At 59.8% G+C, this 25330-nt stretch carries 21 protein-coding genes and 2 pseudogenes; 8 read left to right on the top strand and 15 right to left on the bottom strand.

Features of this window, described 5'->3' with window-relative positions:
- The 6 genes and pseudogenes from Q1M54_RS12120 to Q1M54_RS12095 all read right to left on the bottom strand — a co-directional run.
- Nucleotides 1–239: pseudogene (locus Q1M54_RS12120) on the bottom strand (decarboxylase); the annotation flags it as partial.
- Between the two features lie 106 nt (nucleotides 240–345).
- Nucleotides 346–1572 (bottom strand): benzoate/H(+) symporter BenE family transporter, encoded by a 1227-nt coding sequence (locus tag Q1M54_RS12115; protein ID WP_300557539.1) that lies wholly within the window; start codon nucleotides 1570–1572, stop codon nucleotides 346–348.
- A 104-nt stretch (nucleotides 1573–1676) separates the two neighbouring features.
- The gene (locus Q1M54_RS12110; protein WP_300557537.1) at nucleotides 1677–2816 is read right to left on the bottom strand and encodes a BMP family ABC transporter substrate-binding protein; all 1140 of its coding nucleotides are present in this window, start codon (nucleotides 2814–2816) and stop codon (nucleotides 1677–1679) included.
- 45 nt (nucleotides 2817–2861) lie between these two features.
- Nucleotides 2862–3782 (bottom strand): ABC transporter permease, encoded by a 921-nt coding sequence (locus Q1M54_RS12105; protein WP_300557535.1) that lies wholly within the window; start codon nucleotides 3780–3782, stop codon nucleotides 2862–2864.
- A complete protein-coding gene (locus Q1M54_RS12100; RefSeq protein ID WP_300557533.1) occupies nucleotides 3782–4855 on the bottom strand; it encodes an ABC transporter permease in 1074 nt (357 codons plus the stop codon). The genes Q1M54_RS12105 and Q1M54_RS12100 overlap by 1 nt, the downstream gene beginning before the upstream one ends.
- Nucleotides 4842–6401 carry an ABC transporter ATP-binding protein gene (locus Q1M54_RS12095; protein WP_300557531.1) on the bottom strand — a complete coding sequence of 520 codons (1560 nt, stop codon included), beginning with the start codon at nucleotides 6399–6401 and terminating at the stop codon, nucleotides 4842–4844. The genes Q1M54_RS12100 and Q1M54_RS12095 overlap by 14 nt, the downstream gene beginning before the upstream one ends.
- Nucleotides 6402–6556: 155 nt before the next feature.
- On the opposite strand from Q1M54_RS12095, the gene guaD reads away from it, so the two are divergent.
- Both guaD and Q1M54_RS12085 read left to right on the top strand, forming a co-directional pair.
- Entirely contained in the window at nucleotides 6557–7891 is a 1335-nt protein-coding gene (gene guaD, locus Q1M54_RS12090; RefSeq protein ID WP_300557529.1) for a guanine deaminase, read from the top strand.
- A gap of 53 nt (nucleotides 7892–7944) precedes the next feature.
- Entirely contained in the window at nucleotides 7945–8184 is a 240-nt protein-coding gene (locus tag Q1M54_RS12085) for an oxidoreductase-like domain-containing protein (protein WP_300557527.1), read from the top strand.
- A 202-nt stretch (nucleotides 8185–8386) separates the two neighbouring features.
- On the opposite strand, the pseudogene Q1M54_RS12080 reads toward Q1M54_RS12085, so the two are convergent.
- The 3 genes and pseudogenes from Q1M54_RS12080 to Q1M54_RS12070 form a co-directional block, all read right to left on the bottom strand.
- Nucleotides 8387–8665, bottom strand: a pseudogene (locus tag Q1M54_RS12080) (type II toxin-antitoxin system RelE/ParE family toxin).
- 49 nt (nucleotides 8666–8714) lie between these two features.
- Entirely contained in the window at nucleotides 8715–9041 is a 327-nt protein-coding gene (locus tag Q1M54_RS12075; RefSeq protein ID WP_300557525.1) for a thioredoxin family protein, read from the bottom strand.
- Nucleotides 9038–9973 carry a LysR family transcriptional regulator gene (locus Q1M54_RS12070; protein WP_300557523.1) on the bottom strand — a complete coding sequence of 312 codons (936 nt, stop codon included), beginning with the start codon at nucleotides 9971–9973 and terminating at the stop codon, nucleotides 9038–9040. Before Q1M54_RS12070 ends, Q1M54_RS12075 begins: the two co-directional genes overlap by 4 nt.
- 170 nt (nucleotides 9974–10143) lie before the next feature.
- On the opposite strand from Q1M54_RS12070, the gene Q1M54_RS12065 reads away from it, so the two are divergent.
- Both Q1M54_RS12065 and Q1M54_RS12060 read left to right on the top strand, forming a co-directional pair.
- Nucleotides 10144–10941: an enoyl-CoA hydratase gene (locus Q1M54_RS12065; protein WP_300557521.1), complete on the top strand. Its 798-nt coding sequence runs from the start codon at nucleotides 10144–10146 to the stop codon at nucleotides 10939–10941.
- Nucleotides 10942–10970: 29 nt separating this feature from the next.
- Complete coding sequence (locus tag Q1M54_RS12060; RefSeq protein WP_300557519.1) at nucleotides 10971–12194, top strand: CoA transferase; 1224 nt, start codon at nucleotides 10971–10973, stop codon at nucleotides 12192–12194.
- Nucleotides 12195–12230: 36 nt separating this feature from the next.
- Here Q1M54_RS12060 and Q1M54_RS12055 read toward each other — a convergent pair whose 3' ends face one another.
- A complete protein-coding gene (locus Q1M54_RS12055) occupies nucleotides 12231–13214 on the bottom strand; it encodes a tripartite tricarboxylate transporter substrate binding protein (protein WP_300557517.1) in 984 nt (327 codons plus the stop codon).
- Nucleotides 13215–13401: 187 nt separating this feature from the next.
- On the opposite strand from Q1M54_RS12055, the gene Q1M54_RS12050 reads away from it, so the two are divergent.
- Together Q1M54_RS12050 and Q1M54_RS12045 are read left to right on the top strand one after the other, a co-directional pair.
- On the top strand, nucleotides 13402–15558 hold the full coding sequence (locus Q1M54_RS12050) for an indolepyruvate ferredoxin oxidoreductase subunit alpha (protein ID WP_300557515.1): 2157 nt from the start codon (nucleotides 13402–13404) through the stop codon (nucleotides 15556–15558).
- Between the two features lie 23 nt (nucleotides 15559–15581).
- The gene (locus Q1M54_RS12045) at nucleotides 15582–17159 is read left to right on the top strand and encodes an indolepyruvate oxidoreductase subunit beta family protein (RefSeq protein WP_300557513.1); all 1578 of its coding nucleotides are present in this window, start codon (nucleotides 15582–15584) and stop codon (nucleotides 17157–17159) included.
- A 13-nt stretch (nucleotides 17160–17172) separates the two neighbouring features.
- Here the strand turns inward: Q1M54_RS12045 and Q1M54_RS12040 are convergent, their stop codons facing one another.
- The 5 genes from Q1M54_RS12040 to Q1M54_RS12020 form a co-directional block, all read right to left on the bottom strand.
- Nucleotides 17173–17808, bottom strand: a complete 636-nt coding sequence (locus tag Q1M54_RS12040; RefSeq protein ID WP_300557511.1) for a Crp/Fnr family transcriptional regulator — start codon at nucleotides 17806–17808, stop codon at nucleotides 17173–17175.
- Nucleotides 17809–17945: 137 nt separating this feature from the next.
- Complete coding sequence (locus tag Q1M54_RS12035; RefSeq protein WP_300557509.1) at nucleotides 17946–19067, bottom strand: kelch repeat-containing protein; 1122 nt, start codon at nucleotides 19065–19067, stop codon at nucleotides 17946–17948.
- 19 nt (nucleotides 19068–19086) lie between these two features.
- Nucleotides 19087–20388, bottom strand: a complete 1302-nt coding sequence (locus Q1M54_RS12030) for a glycerate kinase (protein WP_300557507.1) — start codon at nucleotides 20386–20388, stop codon at nucleotides 19087–19089.
- Nucleotides 20389–20533: 145 nt separating this feature from the next.
- Nucleotides 20534–21523 carry a tripartite tricarboxylate transporter substrate-binding protein gene (locus tag Q1M54_RS12025; RefSeq protein ID WP_300557505.1) on the bottom strand — a complete coding sequence of 330 codons (990 nt, stop codon included), beginning with the start codon at nucleotides 21521–21523 and terminating at the stop codon, nucleotides 20534–20536.
- 68 nt (nucleotides 21524–21591) lie between these two features.
- Nucleotides 21592–22656: a tartrate dehydrogenase gene (locus tag Q1M54_RS12020; RefSeq protein ID WP_300557503.1), complete on the bottom strand. Its 1065-nt coding sequence runs from the start codon at nucleotides 22654–22656 to the stop codon at nucleotides 21592–21594.
- 100 nt (nucleotides 22657–22756) lie between these two features.
- On the opposite strand from Q1M54_RS12020, the gene Q1M54_RS12015 reads away from it, so the two are divergent.
- Both Q1M54_RS12015 and Q1M54_RS12010 read left to right on the top strand, forming a co-directional pair.
- Entirely contained in the window at nucleotides 22757–23668 is a 912-nt protein-coding gene (locus Q1M54_RS12015) for a LysR family transcriptional regulator (RefSeq protein ID WP_300557501.1), read from the top strand.
- 136 nt (nucleotides 23669–23804) lie between these two features.
- Complete coding sequence (locus tag Q1M54_RS12010) at nucleotides 23805–25235, top strand: 8-oxoguanine deaminase (RefSeq protein WP_300557499.1); 1431 nt, start codon at nucleotides 23805–23807, stop codon at nucleotides 25233–25235.
- Nucleotides 25236–25330: the final 95 nt, after the last annotated feature.

Raw genomic sequence — 25330 nt, 5'->3', positions numbered from 1 at the left:
TCGTTGCGCTCGGTGTTGTAGCGGTTGGCGGCATCCATCACCATCGCCGGGTCTGGATTGAACTCGTTGGACAGGTGGTGGAAAAAATCCGTTTGACTGCGCTTGTCCAAGTGTTCGTAGTTGTCGATCAACTTGACGGCCATGCTTTGCGCATTGGCCTCACCCCGGGCACTCAAAAGCTTTTTGGTAGCTTGCTTGGCAGCGTCGAGTTTTTTGTTCTGAATGAAACGTTCCAGCATGGTGCCCTCTTGGGAAGCATTGTTCTGTCCAATGTGGCCAGAAACGACAACTCAGCTTACACGGTCAACAAAGTCCTTGAGAAATATGACGGACAAAAGCTGACAATCAAGTGCTTTTGAAATCAGCCCGCTCCATCCACCACGACACGGCGAACCCGGCCACCAAACCCCAAAAGGCGGCCCCAATGTTGAACAGACCAATGTCAGCCACCGTGACCAAAAGGCTGACCAGGGCGCCCAAAGAGAACTTGCCTGCCCCAAAGGAGGCCACAAACGCGCCTTGCAAAACACGCAGCATGGCCAAGCCACCCAGCACCATGATGAACTCTTTGGGGGCCGCCAGCATGAGACCGGTGAAGGTCGGCGCCATCAGGCCAAACAGCAAAGCCAAACCACCGAACATCAGCGCACCGCTGTAATGGCGGCGCCTTTCACCCGATGAGGTGAGCAGGCCATTGGTCGGCCCTGTCAGACAGGTGCTGACTGCACCAAAAACCGCGCTCACGGCAGCGCCCACACCACAGGCCACAGCGATCATGTTGACGGGTGGCTCGTGCCCTGCACTTTTGAGCACCGCAACACCCTGCCCGTTTTGCACCACCAGCACCGTGATGGCCAAAGGGACCACCAGCTCCAGCATGGCGGCAAAGGACCACGCAGGGGTCTGAATCACCGGTTGTGCCAAGGCCAGTTGGCCGACTGCAGCGCCATCCAACCGGCCTGACAGCGCCACCGCCAAAGCGCCCACCAACAGAGCACCAATCACGGGCGGGAGGCGCTTACCCCAATCTGCCCTTGCAGACAACAACAAAAACACGGCCACCATGGGTGCGGCAATGAGCACATCGCTGTCCAGCGCCCGCACAATATCCAGACCAAAACGCAAAAAGACCCCTGCCACCATGCCCATGACGATGGGCATGGGCAAGGCTGCCATCACGCGCTTGACCCAGCCGCTCAAACCCAGCGCCAAAACCAAGGCGCTGGTCATGTAAAAAGCGCCAATGACCTCGGCAAAACTCAGGTGCTGCAAGGCCGGCCCCACCAACACCGTGCCCGGAATCGTCCAGCCAAAAGCCAAGGGCGTGGTGTAACGCCAGCTCATCAACAAGGTGACCAGACCGTTGACAAAGAAAACACCGAACACCCAAGACGCCAACTCTTGAGGTGACAAGCCGCCCCGCGTGCCGACCGACAAAATGATGGCCACAGGTCCGGTGGCCGCAAAGATGAATCCAATGAGCGCATTGGCGGCGTAGGTGGCGCCAAAATCGGCTCGAATTTGCCGCCAGCTGGGTGGGGCAACGGCAGGAATTTCCAAGTGTTTGAACAAAACGGGGCCTTGGTGAAAACGAAAACGGACTCAGGTTATCAAAAAAAAACCGCCACTCTTGCGAGGGGCGGTTTTGCGAAACAAATTCGTCAGATCGTGTCAGATCACTTCTTGCCAGGAATCTTGCCTTCCACGCCCTTGACGTAGAACATCACGCCGCCCAAGTACTTGTCATCGGCGACCACGTCTTTGGCCAGCATTTCTTTGCCAGACTGGTCCACGATCGGGCCTTTCCAGATGGAGAAGCTGCCGTCTTTCAAGCCAGCATTGATCTCGGCGATGCGCTTTTTGATGTCTTCTGGCACGTCAGCGGCCACGTTGACCATCTCGATCGCGCCTTCTTTCACGCCCCACCAGCTCGAGCCGGTGCTCCACTTGCCGTCCAGGGCTTCACCCACGGCCTTCACGTAGTAAGGACCCCAGTTGATCACAGCCGAACCCAAGTGAGCTTTGGGGCCGTAGGCGGTCATGTCGGAATCCCAACCAAAGGCACGCTTGCCCATTTTTTCAGCGGTCTGCAGCACAGCCGATGAGTCGGTGTTTTGCATCAGAACGTCAGCGCCGGCATTGATCAGCGATGTGGCGGCTTCAGACTCTTTCGGTGGGTTGAACCACTCATTGACCCAAACCACTTTGGTTTTGATCTTGGGATTCACCGACTGCGCACCCATGGTGTAGCTGTTGATGTTGCGGATCACCTCAGGAATTGGGATAGAAGCCACAACGCCCAAGACGTTGGTCTTGGTCATCTTGCCGGCAATCACACCCGCCATGTACGCACCTTCGTAGGTGCGGCTGTCATAAGTGCGCATGTTCTCGGCAGTTTTGTAGCCGGTGGCGTGTTCAAACTTGATGCCTTTGTTGTCAGCGGCAACTTTGAGCATGGGCTCCATGTAACCAAAGGTGGTGCCAAAAATCAGTTTATTGCCTTGGGCTGCCATGTCGCGGATCACGCGCTCAGCGTCAGCGCTTTCTGGCACTTTTTCAACGAATGTGGTGACCACTTTGTCGCCGAACGCTTTTTCGATTTCTTTGCGGCCGTTGTCGTGCGCAAAGGTCCAACCACCATCACCCACAGGGCCGACATAGGCAAATGCAATCTTCAGGGGCTCGGCTTTGGCAACCGCAGCAGGGGCAGCGGCCTTGGGGGCCTCTTCTTTTTTGCCACAACCGACCAGTGCGGCGGCTGCCACAGCGGTCAGGGCCACCATCTTGACGATGGAGCGCTTGGAGATGTCTGTCATGTCAGTTCCTTTATAAACAGGGTTACAGGGTTGGAAAAACAAAGATTATGAACCGGGGTAAAAAGGTTTACCCAAAGAAGCAGGCATGTTGACCCGAATCCAAGTAGGGTTACGTGAGATCAAGGCCAACACCACAATGGTGGCGATGTAAGGCAGCGCTGAGAGCAACTGGCTGGGCACTTCAACACCTATGCCTTGCAAATGAAACTGCAGCATGGTCACGCCACCAAACAGGTACGCACCAAGCAAAACACGTGCCGGACGCCAAGTCGCAAAAGTGGTCAGCGCCAGCGCGATCCAACCCTTGCCGGCCACCATGCCTTCGACCCACAGGGGCGTGTAGCTCACCGAGATGTAAGCCCCAGCCAGGCCGCACAAAGCGCCCCCAGCCACCACCGCCGCCAACCGAATGAGGCGCACCGGATAACCCAAAGCATGGGCCGACGCAGGCGACTCACCCACCGCCCGCAGCACCAAACCGGTGCGGCTTTTGTAAAGGAACCAGATCAGTGCCAAAACCAACAAAATGGCACCGTATACCAACGGATGTTGTTTGAAGAAAGCAGGGCCCAACAAAGGAATATCGGCCAAGAAGGGAATCTCGTAATTGGGCCGCTCGGGCAGTTTCTCTTGAACGTAGCCAATGCCCACAAAGGCGGAGAAACCCACACCGAACAAACTCAGCGCCAAACCGGTGGCGTATTGGTTGGTGCCCAGCCAAATCACCAGCACCCCAAAAACAGCCGCCAAGACTGCGCCCGCGCCCATGCCCGCCAAAAATCCCAACCAATCGTTGCCGGTGTGCACCACGCAAGCAAAGCCTGCAATGGCAGCGCACAACATCATGCCCTCGGCCCCCAAGTTCACCACCCCGGCCTTTTCATTGATCAGCAAACCCAAGGCGGCAATGGCCAGCACGGTCCCCGCATTCAGGGTGGCTGCGATCAGCAATGCATACGACTCCATCACACGCTCCCGATTTTTTTGGACACCCAACGCAAGCGGTAGGCGACCAAGGTGTCACACGCCAGCAGGCAAAACAACAACAAGCCCTGGAAGACGCCCGTGATCGACTTGGGCAAGCCCAAGCGCGATTGCGCCAATTCACCGCCGATGTAAAACATGCTCATCAGCACTGCCGAAAAGACCATGCCAGCGGGGTGCAAGCGCCCAACAAAGGCCACGATGATGGCGGCAAAACCGTAACCCGCAGGCACGTAAGGCGTGAGCTGCCCAATGGGCCCGGCGACCTCCAAGGCGCCCGCCAGACCTGCAGCGCCGCCCGACACCAACAGCGCCACCCACAAAGCCTTGCGTGAAGAAAAGCCTGCATAACGCGCAGCGTCAGGCGCCAGCCCACCCACCTGTTGGGCAAAGCCCGCCCGGGTGCGGAACAAAAACACCCACAGCAATCCAGCACCCAGCAGCCCCAACAGCAAACCGACGCTGACCCGGGAGCCATCCATCAAACGCGGAATTTGCGTGACCGACTCAAAGGTTTTGGACTGGGGAAAGTTGAAACCCGCCGGGTCTTTCCAGGGGCCGTAAACCAGATAACTGAGCACCATGCCAGCGACGTAGACCAACATCAGACTGACCAAAATCTCGTTGGCATTGAAGCGGTCACGCAAAAAAGCCGTGATACCCGCCCAAAACATGCCGCCTAAAACGCCCGCCAAAAGCACCGCCAACACGATCCAGCGTCCGGTGTCTTTGTCAGCCAACAGGGCCACACCCCCGGCACAGACCGCACCCATGACAAACTGTCCCTCGGCACCGATGTTCCACACATTGGATCTGAAACACACCGCCAAACCCAAGGCGATGATCAACAGCGGGGTGGCCTTGACCATCAGTTCGCCCAAGGCATAACTGGTTTTGATCGGCTCCCAGAAAAACATTTGTAAACCGCGCAGGGGATCTTTGCCCAGCGCCATGAACAGCGCCACACCCAAGAGCACAGTGAGAAACAGCGCCAACACTGGCGACGCATAGGTCCACAGATTTGAAGCTTGGGGACGGAGTTCAAGCTGCAGCATGTTGAGCTCCTTCTTTTGCAGACATAGCCTGGTTGGCCTCGGGCCACAAGCCGCTCATCCACTCGCCTATGCGTTCCACCGTGGCCTCGGTCCGCGCCACCGACGGCGACAAGCGCCCCTTGGCGATCACATGCAAACGGTCAGACAACTCGAACAATTCTTCCAGCTCCTCGCTGACGACCAAGACGGCACAACCCGCATCGCGGAGAGCCAGAATCTCGGCACGGATCTGCGCCGCCGCGCCCACATCCACGCCCCAGGTCGGTTGCGAGACGATGAGCAGCTTCGGCGAAGCGCTGATCTCGCGCCCCACAATGAACTTTTGCAAATTGCCGCCCGACAGCGACTGTGCTGGCGCATCCGGCCCTGAGGCCTTGACCTTGAAGCGCTCAATGACGCTACGGGCCTGATCGGCCAACGCCCCCATGCGCACCCAACCGCCCGCACCCACGGCTTCGCTGCGCGTGAGCAGCAGGTTTTGCGAAAGACTGAGCGAGGGCACAGCGCCGCGTCCCAGACGCTCTTCGGGCACAAAGTGCAGACCCATCTGTCTTCGCGGCACCGGCCCCAAAGCTGCCACCGCTTGGCCAGCCAGCGTCACACTGGCTGGGCCGCACTGCTGGCCTGCCCGGGTGTCTTCGCCCGACAAGGCCCACATCAATTCCCTTTGCCCGTTGCCCGATACACCGGCCAGTCCCACCACCTCACCTGCATGAACCTGCAAGTTGATGCCCTCCAAGTCCACGCCAAACGGGTCTTTCCTCGTCAGGCTAAGGCTCTTGACCGACAAAACCAGCTCGCCCGGCGCACGCGCCACATGCGCCAAAGCGGGGGGCTCCGCCCCAATCATCAAGCGACTGAGAGAAGCATTCGTTTCTTCACGCGGGTCGCACACGCCCGTCAGCTTGCCGCCCCGCAGCACCGTGCAGGCACTGCACAGCGCCCGAATTTCATGCAACTTGTGCGAGATGTACAAAATGCTACAGCCTTGGCTCACCAGTTTGTGCAGCACCACAAACAACTTTTCAACCGCCTGCGGGGTCAGCACCGAAGTGGGCTCATCCAGGATCAAGAGCTTGGGTTCGGTCAACAAGGCGCGGATGATCTCCACCCGCTGCATCTCGCCCACGCTCAGGGTGTGCACCGGGCGCTCGGGCTCCAAGTCCAGGCCGTATTCGCTGGCCTTGGCCACGATGCGCTCGGTCACTTCGGCCAAGCTGAGCGTCTTGTCCAGCCCCAGCCACACGTTTTCGGCCACGGTGAGCGTGTCAAACAAACTGAAGTGCTGAAACACCATGCTGATGCCCAGCTTGCGCGCTTCTTGCGGGTTGCGGATGTTGACTGGCTGGCCATTGAAGACCACTTGGCCCTCATCGGGTTTGACCGAGCCATAGATGATTTTCATCAAGGTGGACTTGCCCGCGCCGTTTTCGCCCAGCACAGCATGGGCCTGGCCGGACATCACGGTCAGCGACACATCTTGGTTGGCCACCACGCCCGGGTAGCGTTTGGTGATGCCTTGCAAAGACAAAAGGGGTGTGGTCATGTCGGGTGCGATGGAGGGTCTGATAAGTCTCTTGCAAAGTCCGTGCCTTTAGCGATGATCCGGGCCTTGCAAGCCAATAGATTGCCGCACAATGTAACACTGCCAAAACCCGATTTTTCCGGGTGTTTATCCCCGTATTCAGACCCAACCGCACCATGCGCCACGCCTTCCACCTGACCGACATCCAAGCTTGGCGAGCGAGCTTACTGTGGTTCACCGACCCGGCACAACCAAAAGCCAGCCATGAAACCGACGGCCTTCTGGTCACTGCCCGAGAAGCCGATGGCATCGTGCGCATTCAAGCCATCGGCCCTTACCGCGAACTCGCGCCGACATACCCTGATTTGCCAGTCACCCACTGGCCGGGTCTGTGCATCGCGCCAGGCTTTGTCGACCTGCACATTCACTACCCCCAAACCGATGTGATCGGCTCGCCCGCCGACGGCCTTCTGCCCTGGCTTGAGCACTACACCTTTCCGCACGAAAAGCAGTTTGCCGACCCCGCCTACGCGCACGAAGTCACCGGCTTCTTTTTGGATGAGCTGATGCGCAACGGCGTGACCACCGCGCTGTGTTTTGCCACCGCGCATCCCGAGTCGGTCGATGCCTTCATGGCCGAGGCTCAGGCCCGTCGCCTGCGCATGGTCACCGGCAAGGTGCTGCAAGACCGCCACAGCCCCGACGGCCTGCGCGACAACGACACCGTCCTGAGCCTGCGCCAAACCGAAGACCTGATTCGCCGCTGGCACGGTGTGGACCGCTTGGGTTACGCCATCACGCCGCGCTTTGCACCCACAAGCACCACCTCTCAGCTGCACGGCGCAGGCGAAATCGCTCAACAATTTCCTGATGTGTGGATTCAGTCACATGTGGCCGAGAACCTGGACGAAATCCGCTGGGTTCACGAACTCTTCCCCGAAGCGCGCAGCTATCTGGATGTGTACGACCGCGCGGGCCTGCTGCGCCAGCGCTCGGTGTACGCGCACTGCATTTATCTGGATGATGCCGACCGCCGCCGCATGGCCGAGGTGGGTGCGACCGCTGCTGTCAGCCCCACCAGCAACCTGTTTTTGGGCAGTGGCTTCTTCGACTACACCGCGTCAGACGTGGCCGGTCTGCGCTACGGCTTGGCCAGCGATGTGGGTGGCGGCACCAGTTTCAGCCCTTTTCACACCATGCACGCGGCCTACACCGTGGCCAGGCAAAGCGTGGGCAGACCGGGCATCAGCCTGTTACCCGAACACCTGTGGTGGCAACACACGGCAGGCGCGGCCGCTGCACTGGACCTGAACGGCCAAGTCGGCAACCTGCTGCCCGGCTGCGAAGCCGACTTCGTGGTGCTCAACCCCCAGGCCACGCCCCTGCTGGCACGCCGCACCGCTCAAACCGAAACCCTGGCCGAATGGCTGTTTGCCATGATCGTGCTGGGCGATGAGCGCATGATCGCGCACACGGTGATCCAAGGCCAAAGTGTGAAGCCCACTCCCTAGTCCAGCGACTTCAGCCCCACAAAAATTGGACTCGCCTTGTCAGACAATACGGCATGAGCGCCGAGAACGAACACCCCATCATCGACCCCTACGCATCCCAGCGCGCGTCCGTGCGCCGTGGCATTGCGCAGTTTCAACAACGCCTGCAAGCAGCAGGCCACGATTTCAGAGCGCCACCACCAGAGCCCACTTCGTGCTGCGGGCGTGGCTGCAACGGTTGTGTGTGGGAAAGCTACGACGATGCCCTGATGTTCTGGTACGAAGACGCCGGAGTTTTGCTGGCTCAAGGGTAGCCAGCCCCTGTTAATTCAAGTGGCTGCAGGCTGTTGGAACACCCGAATACGGGGGGCTATCGCATCGGTCAGTGTTCGGGTGGCCTGACGCATGCCTTACTCGGCCAGCTGACGCGCAGAAATGCCCATGGGCTTGATGAAGTCTTCCAACAAGATTTCACCAGAATGAATTTCGTCTAGTCATTCGGTCATGTTCAACTCCTCAGTGGCAGTCCACTATCTCAAATTGGTAAGCCCCGTTGTCGTGCCAGACAAAACAAATACGCCATGGGTCATTGATCCACATGCTGTGTTGTCCTTTTCGATCATCCTTCAAGGCCTCCAAGGGGTTGCCGGGAGGGACTCTCAGACTGATCAATTCCGTGACAGCACGTCATTGCAAGAGCTTTCGCCGTGCCACCCTTTCGATGTTTCTGAAGCGGGGCACGGGCTGACTTTTGAACAAAGCCTCGGTATTGCGGCAGATGAACGAATGGATCATGTCCAGATTTTTCCTCCATACGGAATCCGTCAAACGGATCTGCTGTAAATCAAACTTCGAACATCAATTTCTGTATGGCCTGCACGGATGCAGGCCTCGCCAAACGGCCCACTTCATGCCCATCGCGCAACAGCACCAGCGTGGGCCAGAGCTTGACCCGGTAGTGGCGGCCCAGCGCACGGCCCGGGCCGTCTTCGATTTTGAGGTGCTGCAAATGCTGGTGCGAAGCCAAAGCCTGCGCGATCAAGGGCTGGGCGGCTCGGCAGTGGCCGCACCATTGGGTGCCAAACTCCAGCAGCACAAGGCCGGGCAGCGCCTGCACCTCGGCCAGACTGGACGCTTCGATGGCACTCAAGTAGGGTTTGAAAGTGTTCATGGCTTGACCTCGATGGTGCTGAACAGTCGGGACACGGTGCCCCGCAACCACTGCAAGCCGGGATCTTTGTCGAAGCGGGCACTCCAGTGCATGGACACGGTGAAGTCGCGCAAGGGCAAATCGGGCTCGATCAGGGCCAGAGTTCCTGCCTCGGCAAAGCCTTGCGCAAAATTGCGTGGCATCAAGACCGCCAGATCGGTGCTGCGCACAATACCGGGCAGCGATAAAAAATGGCTCACCGTCAGGCGCAAACGGTGCTGCCAATGCATCAAATCCAAAATGCGCAGCGTGTCTGAATGGGTGCGCACGGCGGCGAATTCCAGCTCGGCCAGCAAGGCCTGCGCAGCATCGGGGGCAGCGCGTGCTTTTTGGAGGTGTGCCCAGCGCCGCGCCACCGGGTGGCCCTGGCGCATCAGCACCACATAGCGGTCGCTCATCAAAGGCTGCTTCAGGGTGTCGTCCACCTCGGGCAAAAAACCGATCGCCAGATCCAGTTGGCCATTGTCCAGCGCGGGGGCGATTTTGTCGTGCGGCAGCGGCATGGCTTCGAGCCGCATGCCCGGCGCGTGTCGCTGCAGCGCCAGCACCAATTCGGGCAAAAAACGCGCCTCGCCAATGTCGCTCAGGTGCACACGCAGCACGCGGGTTGAGCGCTGCGGGTCAAACACCTGCGAGGCGTTGAGCGCATCTTCGATCGTACCCAGCGCCAACTGCACCGCCTGCGCCAGCCGGTCGGCACGCGGCGTCGGTCGCACCCCCGCGCCACTGCGCTCAAACAAGGCGTCGCCCAGCACTGATCTCAAGCGTGCCAGCCCTTGGCTGGCCGCCGGTTGTGACATGCCAAGCTGCTGCGCGGCCAAGCTCACGCTGCGTGTGCGCCACACCGCGTCAAACAAACGCAAGAGGTTCAGGTCCAAATCTTTGATATTCATTGAATGCATACCACCTATACATGATATTTTGCACCGTTACATCACCTGTTTGGCGCTCAGCGCTTGGGCATGGCGGTAAATCCAGCCTTTTGGGGCACCTGTCACACGGGTAACCTTGGCTCCCCCCCAATGCGTCTCATACTGACAACCCATTACCTTGGAGTCCCTTCATGAGTTTTTTGAAAACTGAAAAAATGTCTGCCCACAAAGACAAGCATGTGGGCTGGATCACCTTCAACAATCCCGCCCGACACAACGCCGTGTCACTTGAGATGTGGCAGGGACTGGCGGACATTGCCAACGACTTTGCCCGCGATGACGACATCCGCGTGGTGGTGGTGCATGGGGCGGGCGACAAGGCCTTTGTATCGGGCGCCGATATTTCGGAATTCGCCGAGCAACGCGACTCGGCCGCAGCCACCCAGCGCTACGACGCGGTGGCCCAAGAAGGCATGCAGGCCCTGAAAAACCTCAACAAACCCACCTTGGCCATGATCCAGGGATACTGCATTGGCGGCGGCGTGGGCGTGGCACTGAACTGCGACATCCGGATTGCAGCGGACCATTCACGTTTTGCTGTGCCTGCCGCCAAACTGGGGCTGGGCTACGAATTCGACGGTGTGCGCAAACTGGTGGACGTGGTGGGGCCCTCCTTTGCGCAAGAAATCTTCTTTACTGCAAGGCAGTTCAGTGCACCCGAAGCCCTTGCCATGGGGCTCATCAACCGCATGGTGCCCAAGGAAGAGCTGTTGTCTTACGTGACCCAATATGCCGACACCATTGCAGCCAACGCGCCCATGACCGTGGGCTCCATCAAGACCATTGTGGGTGAAATCGTCAAAGACGCTTCTTTGCGCAATGTGGCCCTGTGCGACCAATTGGTGGCGCAGTGCTTCAACAGCGCCGACTTCACCGAAGGCCGCACCGCCTTCATGGAAAAACGCAAGCCGGTGTTCACAGGCCGCTAAATCTTCACGCCCATCCAAGAAAGCCCTCCATGAAACTCCCCTTATCTGGCCTGCGTGTTCTGGATTTGACCAACGTCCTGGCTGGCCCTTACTGCAGCATGGTCCTGGCGGACATGGGGGCCGAGGTCATCAAACTCGAAAACGCCGACAAAGGCGACACATCGCGCCAATTTGAGCCACAGGTCAATGGTGAATCCTATTGTTTTGCAGTGCTCAACCGCAACAAACAAAGCATCGCGCTGAACCTGAAAGATCCGGCCGGACTGAAAATCGCCCATCAATTGGCTGCAAAGGCAGACATCATTCTGGAGAACTTCCGTCCGGGGGTGGTCAAGCGCATGGGGCTGGACTACGAGCACGTTCGCGCACACAACGCCGGTGTCATTTACGCCTCCATGTCGGGCTTTGGCCAAACCGGGCCGTATGGCCAAAAAGGGGGCTTTGACATCATTGCCCAAGGCATGTCCGGCATCATGATGATGACCGGAGCGCCCGGTGGGCGTCCGGCCAAGGTGGGTATTGCCATGAACGACATTGCGAGTGGCGTGACGGCTCTGTCGGGGATTTTGGGTGCCCTGATTGGCAAACTGCGTTTTGGGGAAGGTCAGTACCTAGAGACCTCGCTCTTGGAGGCAGGGCTGGCTTGGACCCCTTGGGAATTCGGGGCTTATTTTGGCTCAGGCGAGATCCCTACCGCCACCGGCACCCGCCACAGGCGCTCTGCCCCCTACCAGGCCTACCGCACCCGCGATGGCTATGTCACGGTGGGTGCGGGCACGCAAAAAATGTGGGTGGCCTTTTGTGAAAAAGTCATCGACCAGCCCGACTGGCTTCAGCGCCCTGAGTACCTGACTCAGGCATTGCGCGTCAAGAACGTGGATGCGCTTGAACGCGACATTGAATCGGTGACAACGCAAGAACCGACGGCCCACTGGGTCGCACGGCTGGATGCGGTGGGCATACCGGGCGGTCCGGTTTTTGGCTACGAACAAGCCCTGCACGACCCGCATGTGCTGGCACGACAGATGGTGCATGAGATGGACCACCCGATCATTGGCCCCATGAAAACTTTGGGCTTGCCCATCAAATCCAGTGGCGCTTTGGGCAGCATTCGACAGCCGGCCCCGTGGTTGGGTCAGCACTCCAGGACTGTGCTGAGCCAACTGGGCTACTCGGCCCCAGACATAGAGACCCTGTTCGCCCACGGCACCGTGTTTGACCAGTACCCGGACAAGGCCCGCCTCCCAGCTTGAGGTCAGGCCCAAGGGCCCAATCAGGGCCTGCGGCGCTCAACTGTCCATGGTGATTTTGGCGCGGCGAATCACTTCGCCCCACTTCAGGTTGTCCAGACGCATTTGCTCGCTGATTTGGGCCAAGGGCATGCGGCCTATTTCTTCGACGCCCGTCTTACGTAAAGCCTGTACCACCTCGGGGTCATCCATCGTTGCGCGAAATGCTGAACGCAAGCGATCCAAAGCCTGGGCGGGCACACCAGCATTGGTCACAAAACAGTTCCAGGGCTTCTCATCAAAGCCATCAAACCCTTGCTCGGCAATGGTGGGGACATCGGGCATGGCAGACGAACGCTTGCCCGTAGACACGGCCAAAGCACGGATGCGACCCGTTTGCATGTGCGGCAAGGCCGGCCCCAAGGTTGAAACGGCCAAGTCCACTTGCCCGCCCACCAAATCGGCCATGTATTGAGCGGCCCCTTTATAAGGCACATGGTTCATGGAGATGCCTGCACGTTGCTTGAAGATTTCGGCAATCAAATGATGCGGTGAACCCACCCCCGCACTGGCGCAATTGACTTTGTTGGGGTTGGCTTTGGCAAACGAAATCAGCTCTTGCAAGTTGCGAACGGGCAATGAGGGGTGAGCCACCAGCACAAATGGCAAGTCGCCCAAATGGACCAAAGGCGTGAAGGCTTTGAGGGGGTCATAAGACACTTTGCGCATATTGGGCACATAGGCAAAAGCGGTGCTGTCAATCAAATGGATGGTGTAGCCATCGGCCGGGGCTTTCGCGGCAGCATCCGCACCGATGGTGGTGCTGGCACCGGGCTTGTAATCCATCACGATGGGTTGCCCCAACAATTTCTCCGCCTTGCCCCCCACGATCCTGGCCCATTGATCGGCACCGCCACCTGCAGGATAGGGCACGATCAATTTGATCGGTTTGTCAGGAAATGCAGAGGCCCAAGCACGGCCCATCACACCCAGCGAAGCGGCACCCAGGCCGGCCCATTGAATCCACTGTCGTCTGCTGCTCATGTATCGACTCCTGTTGGTTGGGGGATGCCGCATGGTGGCGTCTTGCAGCAGGGTCTGCTGTAACCAAGATGACTGGCCCTGACTTATAAATTCAATGCATGATCTTTATAAATTTCATTGAATGAACTTATACGTAAGATGCTCCTTGCCCCGCAGCATGCGGACACCACAACGCAAGGAGTGTGCTTTGGAAGTTTCATTTCACGAAGAAATCAAGGCCCTGCGCATGGGCGCAGGCGAGGTCTTTCACGGTGAGGGCATCCTGGCCATCACCAAGGGTCTGCTGCAGTCGGGCGTGAGCTATGTGGGTGGCTACCAGGGCGCGCCGGTCTCGCACCTGCTCGATGTGATGGTGCAGGCCAAGCCCTACATGGACGAGTTGGGCGTGCATGTGGAAGCCTGCTCGAATGAAGCTTCGGCAGCGGCCATGCTGGGCGCGTCAATCCACTACCCGATTCGCGGCGCGGTGACCTGGAAGTCGATTGTGGGCACCAACGTGGCGGCCGACGCGCTGTCCAACTTGTCCTCGCCCGGCGTGACGGGTGGCGTGCTGATCGTGGTGGGCGAAGACTACGGCGAAGGTGCCAGCGTGATCCAGGAGCGCACACACGCCTATGCGCTCAAGTCGGGCATGTGCTTGCTAGACCCGCGCCCCGAGTTGGGCCAAATGGTCAACATGGTCGAACATGGTTTCAGGCTGTCCGAAGCGTCCAACATGCCAGTGATGATGGAGTTGCGCATCCGCGCCTGCCATGTGCGCGGCCAGTTTGTGGCCAAGGACAACCAAGCCCCCAAGCTGTCCAAAAAGCACCTGATCGATGAGCCGGCAGGCTTCAACTACATGCGACTGGCGCACCCGCCCGTGACCTTTGCGCAAGAAAAACGCAAAGTAGAGCACCGCCTGCCCGCTGCCCGCCAATACATCACTGAACAGCGCCTGAACGAACACTTTGAAGGCAGCACCCACCGCCACTTGGGCCTGATCGTTCAAGGCGGTTTGTACAACACGCTGATGCGGGCCCTGCAGCAGTTCGACCTGGCCGACGCCTTTGGCGTGTCCAGCTTGTCGGTGCTGGTGCTGAATGTGACGTATCCGCTGGTGCCCGATGAGTTGGTGAATTTTTGCAAGGACAAGTCGGCCGTGCTGTTGCTCGAAGAGGGCCAGCCCGAATACATCGAGCAAGAACTTGCGCTGATGCTGCGCCGCCTCGATCTGCAAACCCCGCTGCACGGCAAAGACATGCTGCCCTCGGGCGGTGAGTACACCGCCGAAGTCATGGCCCAAGGCTTGCTGAAGTTTCTGGACCGCCATCAAGCGGACGCCGTGCCTGAGACCACGCGCCAATGGCTGGCCACCAACGGCGAACGCCGCCAACAAGTGCAAACCTTGTTGGGCAGTCCGGTGCCCGCAAGGCCGCCCGGCATGTGCATTGGCTGCCCCGAGCGGCCGGTGTTTTCTGCGCTCAAACTGGCGCAACAAGACGTGGGCCCAGTGCACATCGCGGGCGACATTGGTTGCCACGCGCTGGCCACCTTCGAGCCGTTTTCCTTTGGCCACTCCATCCTGGGGTATGGCATGAGCCTGGCCAGCCGGGCGGGTGTGTCGCCCGTCATGAAGCGGCGAGTGTTGTCGGTAATGGGTGACGGTGGTTTTTGGCACAACGGCTTGCTGACGGGCGTGCAAAGCGCGCTGTTCAATGGCGACGATGCGGTGCTGCTGATCTTCAAGAACGGCTACACCTCGGCCACCGGCACGCAGGACATCATCAACACGCCTACTGACATCGCCAAAGAACTGGCGGGTGACAAGCGCCAGAGCATGGTGCACACCAACCAGACCATCGAGTCCACGCTCAAAGGTTTGGGCGTGCAGTGGCTGCGCACGGTGCATACCTACGAAGTGAGCCACATGCAAGCCACACTCACCGAGGCCTTTACCACCGAGTTTCAGGGCTTGAAAGTGATCGTGGCCGAGGGTGAATGCCAGCTGGAACGCCAGCGCCGCATCAAGCCCTGGCTGGCCTCGCTGCTGTCCAAAGGCGAACGCGTCGAGCGCGTGAAATACGGCGTGGACGAAGACGTGTGCAATGGCGACCACGCCTGCATTCGCCTCTCAGGCTGCCCAACCTTGACGCTCAAAGACAACCCCGACCCGCTGAAAGTGGATCCGGTGGCCACCGTGATCGACGGCTGTGTGGGCTGCGGCCTGTGCGGCGAAAACGCGCACGCGGCCACACTGTGCCCGTCCTTTTACCGCGCCGAAGTGGTGCAAAACCCCAAGTGGCACGAACGCCTGTGGGCCCGCTGGCAAGGCCTGGCCACACGTTGGCTGCAACCAGCTTGAAACGCTCATTTGAGAGACACACCATGACCCAACCGATTTCCATCTTGCTCTGCGCCCTGGGCGGCGAAGGCGGCGGCGTGCTGGCCGACTGGCTGGTTGACGTGGCCCGCCACGCAGGCTATCCGGCGCAAGCCACCTCGATCCCCGGCGTGGCGCAGCGCACCGGCGCCACCACCTACTACCTCGAGGTCTACCCTCTGCCCCACAGCCAGCTGCAAGGCCGCTTGCCGGTGTTGGGTCTGAACCCGCTGCCAGGCCGACTCGATGCGCTCGTCTCATCCGAATTGCTGGAAACCGCACGCCAAATTGGCAACGGCCTGGCTTCAAACGACCGCACGCTGGTGATCAGCGCTTCCTCCCGGGCGCTCACCACCGCCGAAAAAATGACCATGGGCGACGGTCGTCGCCCTGAAGGTCCACTGCTCGATGTGGTGGCCGCGCACAGCCTGCGACACCATGTGATGGACATGGCCAGCCTGTGCCAGCAAAGCGGCACCATGGTGAGTGCCGTGATGCTGGGGTCCATTGCTGGCAGTGGCTTGCTGCCTTTTGACAGGGCGCATTACGAGGCCGTGTTGGCGGGGCCAAGTAGTTCGGCCGAGGCCAGTTTGCGCGGCTTTGCACTGGCTTTTGATCTGGTCAAGCGCCAGCGCGAACAGGCACACTATGTCGAACAGGTGATGAAACCTGCCGTGGCTGCACCCTCTGCCTCGGCTGTTTTGCCTGCAGATGTCGCCGCCAAGTTTCCAGCCGTGTTGCACCCCCTGATGGGCTTGGCGCACCAGCGCTTGGTCGAGTACCAAGGTCCGGCTTATGCCCGTTTGTATGTGCAGCGGCTCGAACGCTTGCAGAGTGCAGAAGCCCACGCCAACGACGCCAGCCACCCCGTGACCGCCGAGGCCACCCGTTGGCTGGCGCTGTGGATGGCGTTTGACGACATCATCCGCGTGGCTGACCTGAAAAGCCGCGCCAGCCGCTGGAGCCGGGTCACGCAAGAGGTCAAGGCGAAAGAAGGCGATGTGCTCAAGGTGTACGACCACTTCAAACCTGGCGTCCCCGAGTTGGCTGCCCTGCTGCCGCAAGCCCTAGCCAACCATCTACTGCGCTGGGACCGTGGCCGCGTGGCCAATGGCAAAGCGCCTTGGTCCATGCCGCTCAAGGTCGCGCGGCATGCGCTGTGGGGCATGGCCAGCTTGCGCCTCTTGGCCAGCCTGCGCGTGCTGCGCCCACTGGGCAGCCGCTATGCCACAGAGCAAGCCCTGATCGAAGAGTGGTTGGGCGGCATCGAAGCCGCTACGCGCCAGTCACCCGCACTGGGCCTGGAACTGGCACGTTGCGGGCAGCTCATCAAAGGCTACGGCAGCACCAACGAGCGCGGCAAAGACAACCTGCTGCACATCCTGCGCCATGTGTGCGGTCCGGCCTCGAAAGTGCCGGTGACCGAGAGGGCTGAGGCTGTGGCCCGCATCCGCCAAGCGGCCTTGCAAGACGAAGCCGGTCAAGCACTCGACCAAGCTTTGCTGCAACACGGGGCCCCAGCGCGCCCTGTCAAGGAACAACCCGTGCTGTGGATGAAAAATCCAAGGCTGCAAAAGTCCTAAAGGTCCAGCAGGCTCAAACCCCAGCCAGCTCACGCAAGGCTTGGGGATTGGGTAGACCCAACACACGGCCGCCACCGCTGATGAGTTGGCGCTCGCGCAAGTGGCGCAACACGCGGGAGAAAGTTTCGGGGGCGATGCCCAGTTGGGCGGCAATCGTGCGCTTGCGTTCTGTCAGCTTCACGGACAAGCCCCCCAAAAGCTCGTCGGGTACAGCATGGCGCAGCAGCCATTCAGCGCAACGCGCATCGGCGTCCTTGGCCTGGCGGCTCACGGCCATTTCCGTTTGTTGGCGCTGCGAACGGGCCATGTCCATGAGCAATTTCTGCGAGGCCACGGGCAAGGCTTGCACCTCGGCCACAAAGTCGTCCACGCTCACGTACTGCACATGCACCTCGGTCTCGGCCACCGCATCGACCGCGTGAGGCAAGGCCAATAGGCCCGAAGCGGCTTCAAGCCAAAACGGCCCCTCGACCACGCCCAGCTGGTGCGCCATGTGGCCGTCTGCCATCACACCCAGCACCACGCGCCCCTGCATGACGTGCAAGATGTGGTCCACAGCATCGCCTCGGTGCTGCAACACGGTGCCTACCCCCAAAAGGGATAAGGGTGGAGCGGGCTCGGGCAGGGGGGACAAAGAGGTATCCAACATATTGGACCCGAATGTGCCAGAGCCTGAGAGACAAGCATTTGACGCACATCAAAGCAGTCAATCGATGCGAATCATTTCCAACACAAGCTCTGATTCAAACCCCAAAAGCTGCTGAAAGTGCCCATGGGGCACTCAGGTCAGGACTGCAACGTGAATGCCTCGTGCACGGCCGATTGCACGCCACCGCCCAAAATGGCGCCACCGCCAGCGACGTAAATCCAATCGCCGATCGCCACTGCCCCCACGGCGTGTCGCGGTGTGGGCATCGCAGCGTGCGACTGCCAGCTGTCCGTCTTGGGGTCGTAACTCTCCATTTGGCCAAACACAGTTTGCTGTCCAGGCCGATTGATGATGCCGCCCTCTCCTCCCATGGCAAAAAACCGGTCTCGGTAGATCACCAAACCATGGCCTGATCGGGCTGTGGGCATGGGCGCGCGCAGCTCCCAAGTGTCACGCTCGGGCAAATAAACGTGGTGCAAGGCCGTGTTGTACTCGAAGGTGTTGAAGCGCCCACCCACCACATGGATGCGATTTTGATCAGCCACGCAGCCGACATGGTCACGCGCGCCCGGCAATGGCTTGCGGCGGCTCCATTGGTCAGTCTGGGGGTCGTACACCTCATGCCAGCCCACACTGGCACGCTCTTCCGTGGGTGCGGCTGCGCCGCCAATCAAATGCAGCTTGCCGCCCAGCGCTACTGCTGCTGCTGCGCCGCGCGGACGGGGCATGGGCGCCACCGTCGTCCATTTGTCCTGGCTGACATCGTAGACATAAGCGTAAGCATCGGGGTTGCGGTTTTGCTCGATGAAGCCACCAAAAGCGTAGATGCGCCCGTTCAACGTGGCCACCGCCACGTGGTTGGCACCTCGTGGCAATGCCGCAGCGTTGTGCCACCGATCGGTGGCCGGGTTGTACACATGGTGGTACCCCCGATCCACACGCCCTTCGCCGTAGCCGCCCACCACGTGCAAACGACCCGCCCACTCTGTGGCCCAGGCCATCTCGCTTCGGGGAATGGGCAAAGCGGCTTTGGGCACCCAGCGACCTTCAGGACCCTTGGGTGCAGGACTGACAAACGAGCGCTGTGCCGTCTGGTCTGCCGTCAGGTGGTGCGGCTGCCCTCCCTGCAAACGGGCATAAGGTTCTACCGCTGAAGGCAACACTGGCAAATCCGGATGGTGGTGGTGCGCCTGAGAAAAGGCCGCGTCAACGGCCAGTGTCGATGCGGCTGCGAAAAAAGTTCTTCGACTGATAGACATGCTTTTTCTCCTTAGAAAATCACAACACCAGCATCACCCTGAAATCGTTCACATTGGTGTGAGTGGGGCCGGTGATGACAAGATCGCCCAGTGGCTGAAAAAAGCCATAGGCGTCGTTACGCTGCAGGTGTTCGTCCACTTTGAGTCCCAGGGTCTGAGCACGAGCCAGTGTGTCAGGGGCCACTTGCGCCCCGGCATTGTCTTCGATGCCATCGATGCCATCGGTATCGGCCGCTAAGGCCCAAACACCTGACTGGCCCTGCAAGGCCTGCACCAGCCCCATGCAAAACTCTCCCGCCCGGCCCCCACGCCCTTTGGGCACGCCCACCGTTTGCGGCTTGATCGTCACCGTGGTTTCGCCGCCGCTCAGAATCACACAAGGCTTGATGAACGGCCCCAAGCCCTTGGCCGACGCACGGGCCAGCGCCGCATGCACCTTGCCCACCTCGCGCGATTCGCCTTCGATCTCGTCGCTCAGGATGTAGGCATTGAGTCCCATCGCGCGGGCGGCCTCGGCAGCAGCCTCCAGCGACTGCTGGGGCGTGGCGATCATGTGCACGCTGTGACCTTTAAAGACAGCCGAGCCGGGCTTGGGCGTTTCCCAAACACCCGACTGCAAAGCCTGCAGCACCGAGTCGGGCACCGTGATGGCGTAACGCTTCAAGATGGCCAGCGCATCCGCGCAGCTGGTGGCATCGGGCACGGTGGGGCCGCTGGCGATGATGGACGGATCATCGCCGGGTACATCGCTGATGGTGAGTGTGACCACCCGCGCAGGGCTACATGCCGCCGCCAAGCGCCCGCCCTTGATGCGCGAGAGGTGTTTGCGCAGGCAATTCATTTCAGAAATATTGGCACCGCTGGCGAGCAGTTGGCGGTTGATGTCTTGCTTGAGCTGCAAGCTGATGCCGTCGGCTGGCAAAGTCAGCAAAGACGAGCCGCCGCCCGAGATCAGGCACAACACCAGATCGTCGTCCGTCAGACCCTTCGTCAGTTCCAAAATACGCTCGGCCGCTTGCAAGCCCGCCGCATCGGGCACGGGGTGTGCCGCCTCCACCACTTCAATGCGTTCGGGCAAACCGGCAGGGCGCGGTGGTGTGTGGCCGTAACGCGTGACCACCAAACCCGACAGTGGGGCATCTGCCGGCCACAGCGCCTCGACAGCCTGGGCCATTGCGCCTCCGGCTTTGCCTGCACCCAACACCAAGGTGCGCCCCTTGGGGGGTGTTGGCAAATGGGCCGCCGTGTTGTGCAGGGGCAGGGCGCGTTGCACCGCCACATCGTAGAGGTGGCGCAAGATGGTTTGAGGTTCAGTCTTCACAAGGCAAGTGGTCAAAGATGCAAAAGCCAAGGATAAAGGCAATTGACATCAAGGCAGCATGCGACCAACGCTGCCCTGACGAATTGGCTGAAACCGACGAGACCAGTGCTCTGTCAAAACACAGCACGGCCCGTGAAATCCAATGTCAATCCGCGTAAACGCCAGCGGCCCTGATGACCGGTGCCCACTTGGCCACTTCAGACATGACAAAGGTCTTGTGTCCTGCTGGGTCGTTGCGCGCATCTGTGATCACTGTGGCGCCACCGGCCTCTTGCTTGCGAATGAAGTCAGTGTCTTTGACCGCTGCCTTGAGCGCATCGTTGAGCTTCTTCAGAATCGGTGCTGGCGTGCCTTTGGGGGCATACAAACCTTGCCAGATGGTGACCGAGAAGTCCTTGAGGCCAGCTTCTTGCATGGTGGGGTTGTCTTTGAGCACCGGAGCGGTCAAACGCACAGGCGTGGTCACAGCAAAGGACTTGACACGCTTACCCTCAATTTGAGGAATGGTGGTGGTGGTCTGGTCGCACATCAAATCGACCTGGCCGCCAATCAAGTCGGTCATTGCGGGCGCCGTGCCTTTGTAGGGCACCGACGTCATGTCGACTTTGATGGTGGATTGGAACAACATGCCGCACAAATGAGAAGCGGAGCCTGGGCCGGCATTGGCGATGTTGATCTTGCCTTTGTTGCTTTGGATCCAGCCCAACAACTCAGCCATGTTGTTGGCCGGCAAGCTGGGACGACCGATCAGGTTCATGGGGTTTTCGCTGACCAGGCCGATGTACTCAAAGTCTCTTTCCACGTTGTAGGGCAAATTGCGGAAAAACGTGGGCAAGGTGGCCTGTGCAATGTGGGTGAACAGCAGCGTGTAACCGTCGGCTGGGGCTTTGGCCACTTTGTTGGCACCAATCGAGCCCGATGCGCCCGCAGAGTTATCGATCACGATGCTGTGGCCACCCATGAACTTGCTCATGGACTGTGCCAGGTCACGCGCCGCCTTGTCGGTTGGGCCGCCCGCCGCATAGGGCAAGACGAAGGTGATGGATTTGTTGGCAACAGGGTAATCCTGCGCCATCACGTTGGCAGAGGCCATGGCCGCACAGGCCAGGGCGACGGATAGAAACTTGAAGCTCATGTTCAAACCTTTCAAAAATTGAGAGACAGAAAAACGTTCACCGAAAACTCAGAAAAACTTCATTCGAATCAAGCCAAGGCCTTGCACACCGCCTCGGTCACTTCTTGCGTGCGTGCATTGCCACCCAAATCACCTGTGTGCAAGGCGGAGTTGGCCGTCACGCTTTCAATGACCTCCATCAGGCGCTGGGCAGCGGCTTGCTCGCCAATGTGCTCCAGCAGCATGACCACCGACCAGAACGTGCCCACCGGGTTGGCCAGGCCTTTGCCCATGATGTCAAAAGCCGAACCGTGGATCGGCTCGAACATGCTGGGGTAACGGCGTTCGGGGTCAATGTTACCCGTTGGCGCAATGCCCAAGCTACCCGCCAACGCGGCTGCCAAATCGCTCAAGATATCGGCATGCAAATTGGTAGCGACGATGGTGTCCAGGGTCGCAGGTCGGTTGACCATTCGGGCGGTGGCCGCATCCACCAATTCCTTGTCCCACTTCACATCGGGGAACTCTTTGGACACTTGCACGGCGATTTCATCCCACATGACCATGGCATGGCGCTGCGCGTTGCTTTTGGTCACCACCGTCAACAACTTGCGAGGGCGCGACTGTGCCAGTTTGAAGGCATAGCGCAAAATGCGCTCAACGCCTGTGCGGGTCATGATGGACACATCGGTGGCCGCCTCGATCGGATGACCTTGGTGCACACGTCCACCCACACCTGAATATTCACCTTCGGAGTTTTCGCGCACGATGACCCAATCCAGGTCCTTGGGCGTGCAGCGCTTCAAAGGCGCATCGATACCAGGCAAGATGCGCGTGGGGCGCACATTGGCGTATTGGTCAAAGCCTTGACAGATTTTGAGGCGCAGACCCCACAAGGTGATGTGGTCAGGAATGTGCGGGTCACCGGCCGAGCCGAACAGGATGGCATCTTTGCCACGCAAAGCATCCAGACCATCGGCCGGCATCATCACACCATGCTGGCGGTAGTAGTCACCGCCCCATCCAAAGTCTTCGAACTCAAAAGCAAAAGTGCCGCAGGCTTGCGCCAAGGCTTGCATGACCTGCTGGCCTGCGGGAATGACTTCTTTGCCAATGCCATCTCCGGGGATGGTGGCGATGCGGTAGGTTTTCATAAGGTACTGCTGAAATAAAGTGACAGAGAGCCCAATTTTGTACACCTGCATGCTCAACAAACTATTTAAAATTTAAGGTGCTATTAACTTTTAATTAACAATGAAAACCCGCCTCCAAGCAGCCGATCTGGGGTTTTTTTCAACGTTGGCCATGTCCGGCAGCCTGAGCGCAGCCGCCAGGGAGTTGAGGATCACCACTGCGGCAGTGAGCAAGCACTTGTCCCAAATGGAAACTCGAGCAGGTTTGTCACTGGTCAACCGGACCACGCGCCGCATGAGTTTGACCGTGGAGGGTGAAACCGTGCTGCGCCACGCCCGCAGCATCCTGGCCGAGATGGCCGACCTGGATCAACAACTCGGTGCCAGCCGATCAACGCCCAGTGGTTTGCTGCGCATCAATGCAACTTTAGGCTTTGGCAGAAGTCACATCGGGCCTTTGGTCAGTCGCTTTGTCAAGCAATATCCGCAAGTGCAAGCCCAGCTGCATTTGACTGCCGATCCACCGGCGCTGACGGACGATGTCTTCGACGTTTGCATCCGATTTGGTCCGCCGCCAGACACCCGCGTCATCGCGCGAAAGATCGCTGATAACCAACGGCTTCTGTGCGCCGCGCCCACTTACTTGCAGGTACATGGTGAACCCAAAAGTCCGAGTGACTTGGCGCGTCACAACCTCATCAGCATCCGCCAAGGGGGTGAGGCCTATGGGGTCATCAAGCTCACTCGAGGCAAGCAGGGGAAATCCGAGACCATCAAAACCCGCGGCAACCTGACCACAAACGACGGCAGCATCGCAGTGCAGTGGGCGATTGAAGGTCACGGCATTTTGTTGCGCGCAGAGTGGGACATCCGTCAACATCTGGCCAATGGCCAGCTGGTTCAAGTGCTACCGCAGCACCACACGCCCGATGCCGACATCTATGCGGTCTATCCAGCGCAACACAAATCGGCAGCACGGGTACGGGCGTTTGTGGACTTTGTCGCCGAGGCATTCAGGCCCGCCAGCCCCTGAATCTGCAGCATGCCCGCTTAAAATCACCCCACTGCACAGCCCGGGACGCGCGGCATCGTGGTGCTCGCCCTACCCCTGCACTTGGGGCCAGGGGATTCGGCCGCGACTTGTTTCACACTTTGCACAGGACAAGTCCATGACCACGCTGCTCATCCACCGCGCCCGCTGCATCGCCACGATGGACGATGCGAACTCCGAACGACAGGATGCGTCGCTCTTGATCCGCGATGGCCGCATCGAGCGCATCATCCCCGCCAATGAGAACGTCGGCGAACTGCTCACGCAAGTGGACGAGGTGATCGACGCCCGCCGCCATGTGGTGGTGCCGGGCCTGATCAACACGCACCACCACATGTACCAGTCACTCACGCGGGCGATCCCAGCGGTACAAAACGCCGAACTGTTCAGTTGGCTCAAAGGCCTGTACCCGATTTGGGTGGGCCTCACGCCCGAGATGGTGCGCGTGTCGGGCCAAGTGGCCATGGCAGAACTCCTGCTGAGCGGCTGCACCACCAGCAGTGACCACCTCTACATCTACCCCCATGGCGTGCGGCTGGACGACAGCATCGAAGCCGCGCACACCATCGGCATGCGGTTCACGGCCACACGCGGCAGCATGAGCGTAGGCGAATCTCAAGGAGGCCTGCCACCCGACAGCGTGGTCGAGCAAGAGCATTTCATCCTGAAAGAAACCCAGCGCCTGATCGAGACTTGGCATGACGCGAGCTTTGGCTCGATGACGCATGTGGCTGTGGCCCCATGCTCGCCCTTCAGCGTGAGCCAAGACCTGATGCGCGAATCGGCCAAGCTGGCCCGCGCCCACGGCGTGCGCCTGCACACCCACTTGGCCGAAAACGACCACGACATCGCGTACACCCGCGAGAAGTTCAACTGCACCCCCGCGCAATACGCCGAAAACTTGGGCTGGGTGGGCCACGATGTGTGGCACGCCCACTGTGTGAAGCTCGACGACGAAGGCAAGTATTTATTTGCCCGCACGCGCACCGGGATTGCCCACTGCCCCTGTAGCAACATGCGCCTGGCCAGCGGCATCTTGCCCCTGCGCAAAATGCTCGATGCCGGCGTTCCGATTGGCCTGGGCGTGGACGGCAGCGCCAGCAACGACGCGGCGCATTTGCTGAATGAAGCCCGCCAAGCCATGCTGCTGGCGCGTGTGGGCAAAGCGATGGAGCCGCCGCGCATCGAAAACGGGCGCACCGTGTTTGGCTGTGACTTGGGTCCGTCTGACATGACACCCCGCGACGCCCTGCGCATGGCCACACGCGGCGGCGCTGAGGTGCTGGGCCGCGCCCACGAGCTGGGACAAATCAAAGAAGGCTACTGCGCCGACATCGCGATGTTCCGCACCGACACGCTGAGCATGGCGGGCGGCGCGGTGCACGACCCGGTGGGCGCGCTCTTGCTGTGCGCCAGTGACAACGCGGACTACACCCTCGTGAATGGCCGCGTGGTGGTGCGTCAGGGTCAGATCACGACCGTGGACATGGGGCCGCTGATCGAGCGGCACAACCAGCTGGCGATGCGGTTGGCGATAGGTTCAAGGTGATGCTGCTTATGTTGAACCCATGACCGTGGGACAGTCATAATCCGCTTGCGATTCGTTGGACAATGATTCAAGGCATCTGTCTCAAACACGATTTT

The sequence above is a fragment of the Limnohabitans sp. Rim8 genome, assembly GCF_943326455.1.
In the GTDB taxonomy this organism is placed as follows: domain Bacteria; phylum Pseudomonadota; class Gammaproteobacteria; order Burkholderiales; family Burkholderiaceae_C; genus Limnohabitans_A.
Note: the sequence above shows the minus strand (reverse complement) of the source record. Positions and strands in the feature narration are given on the sequence as shown.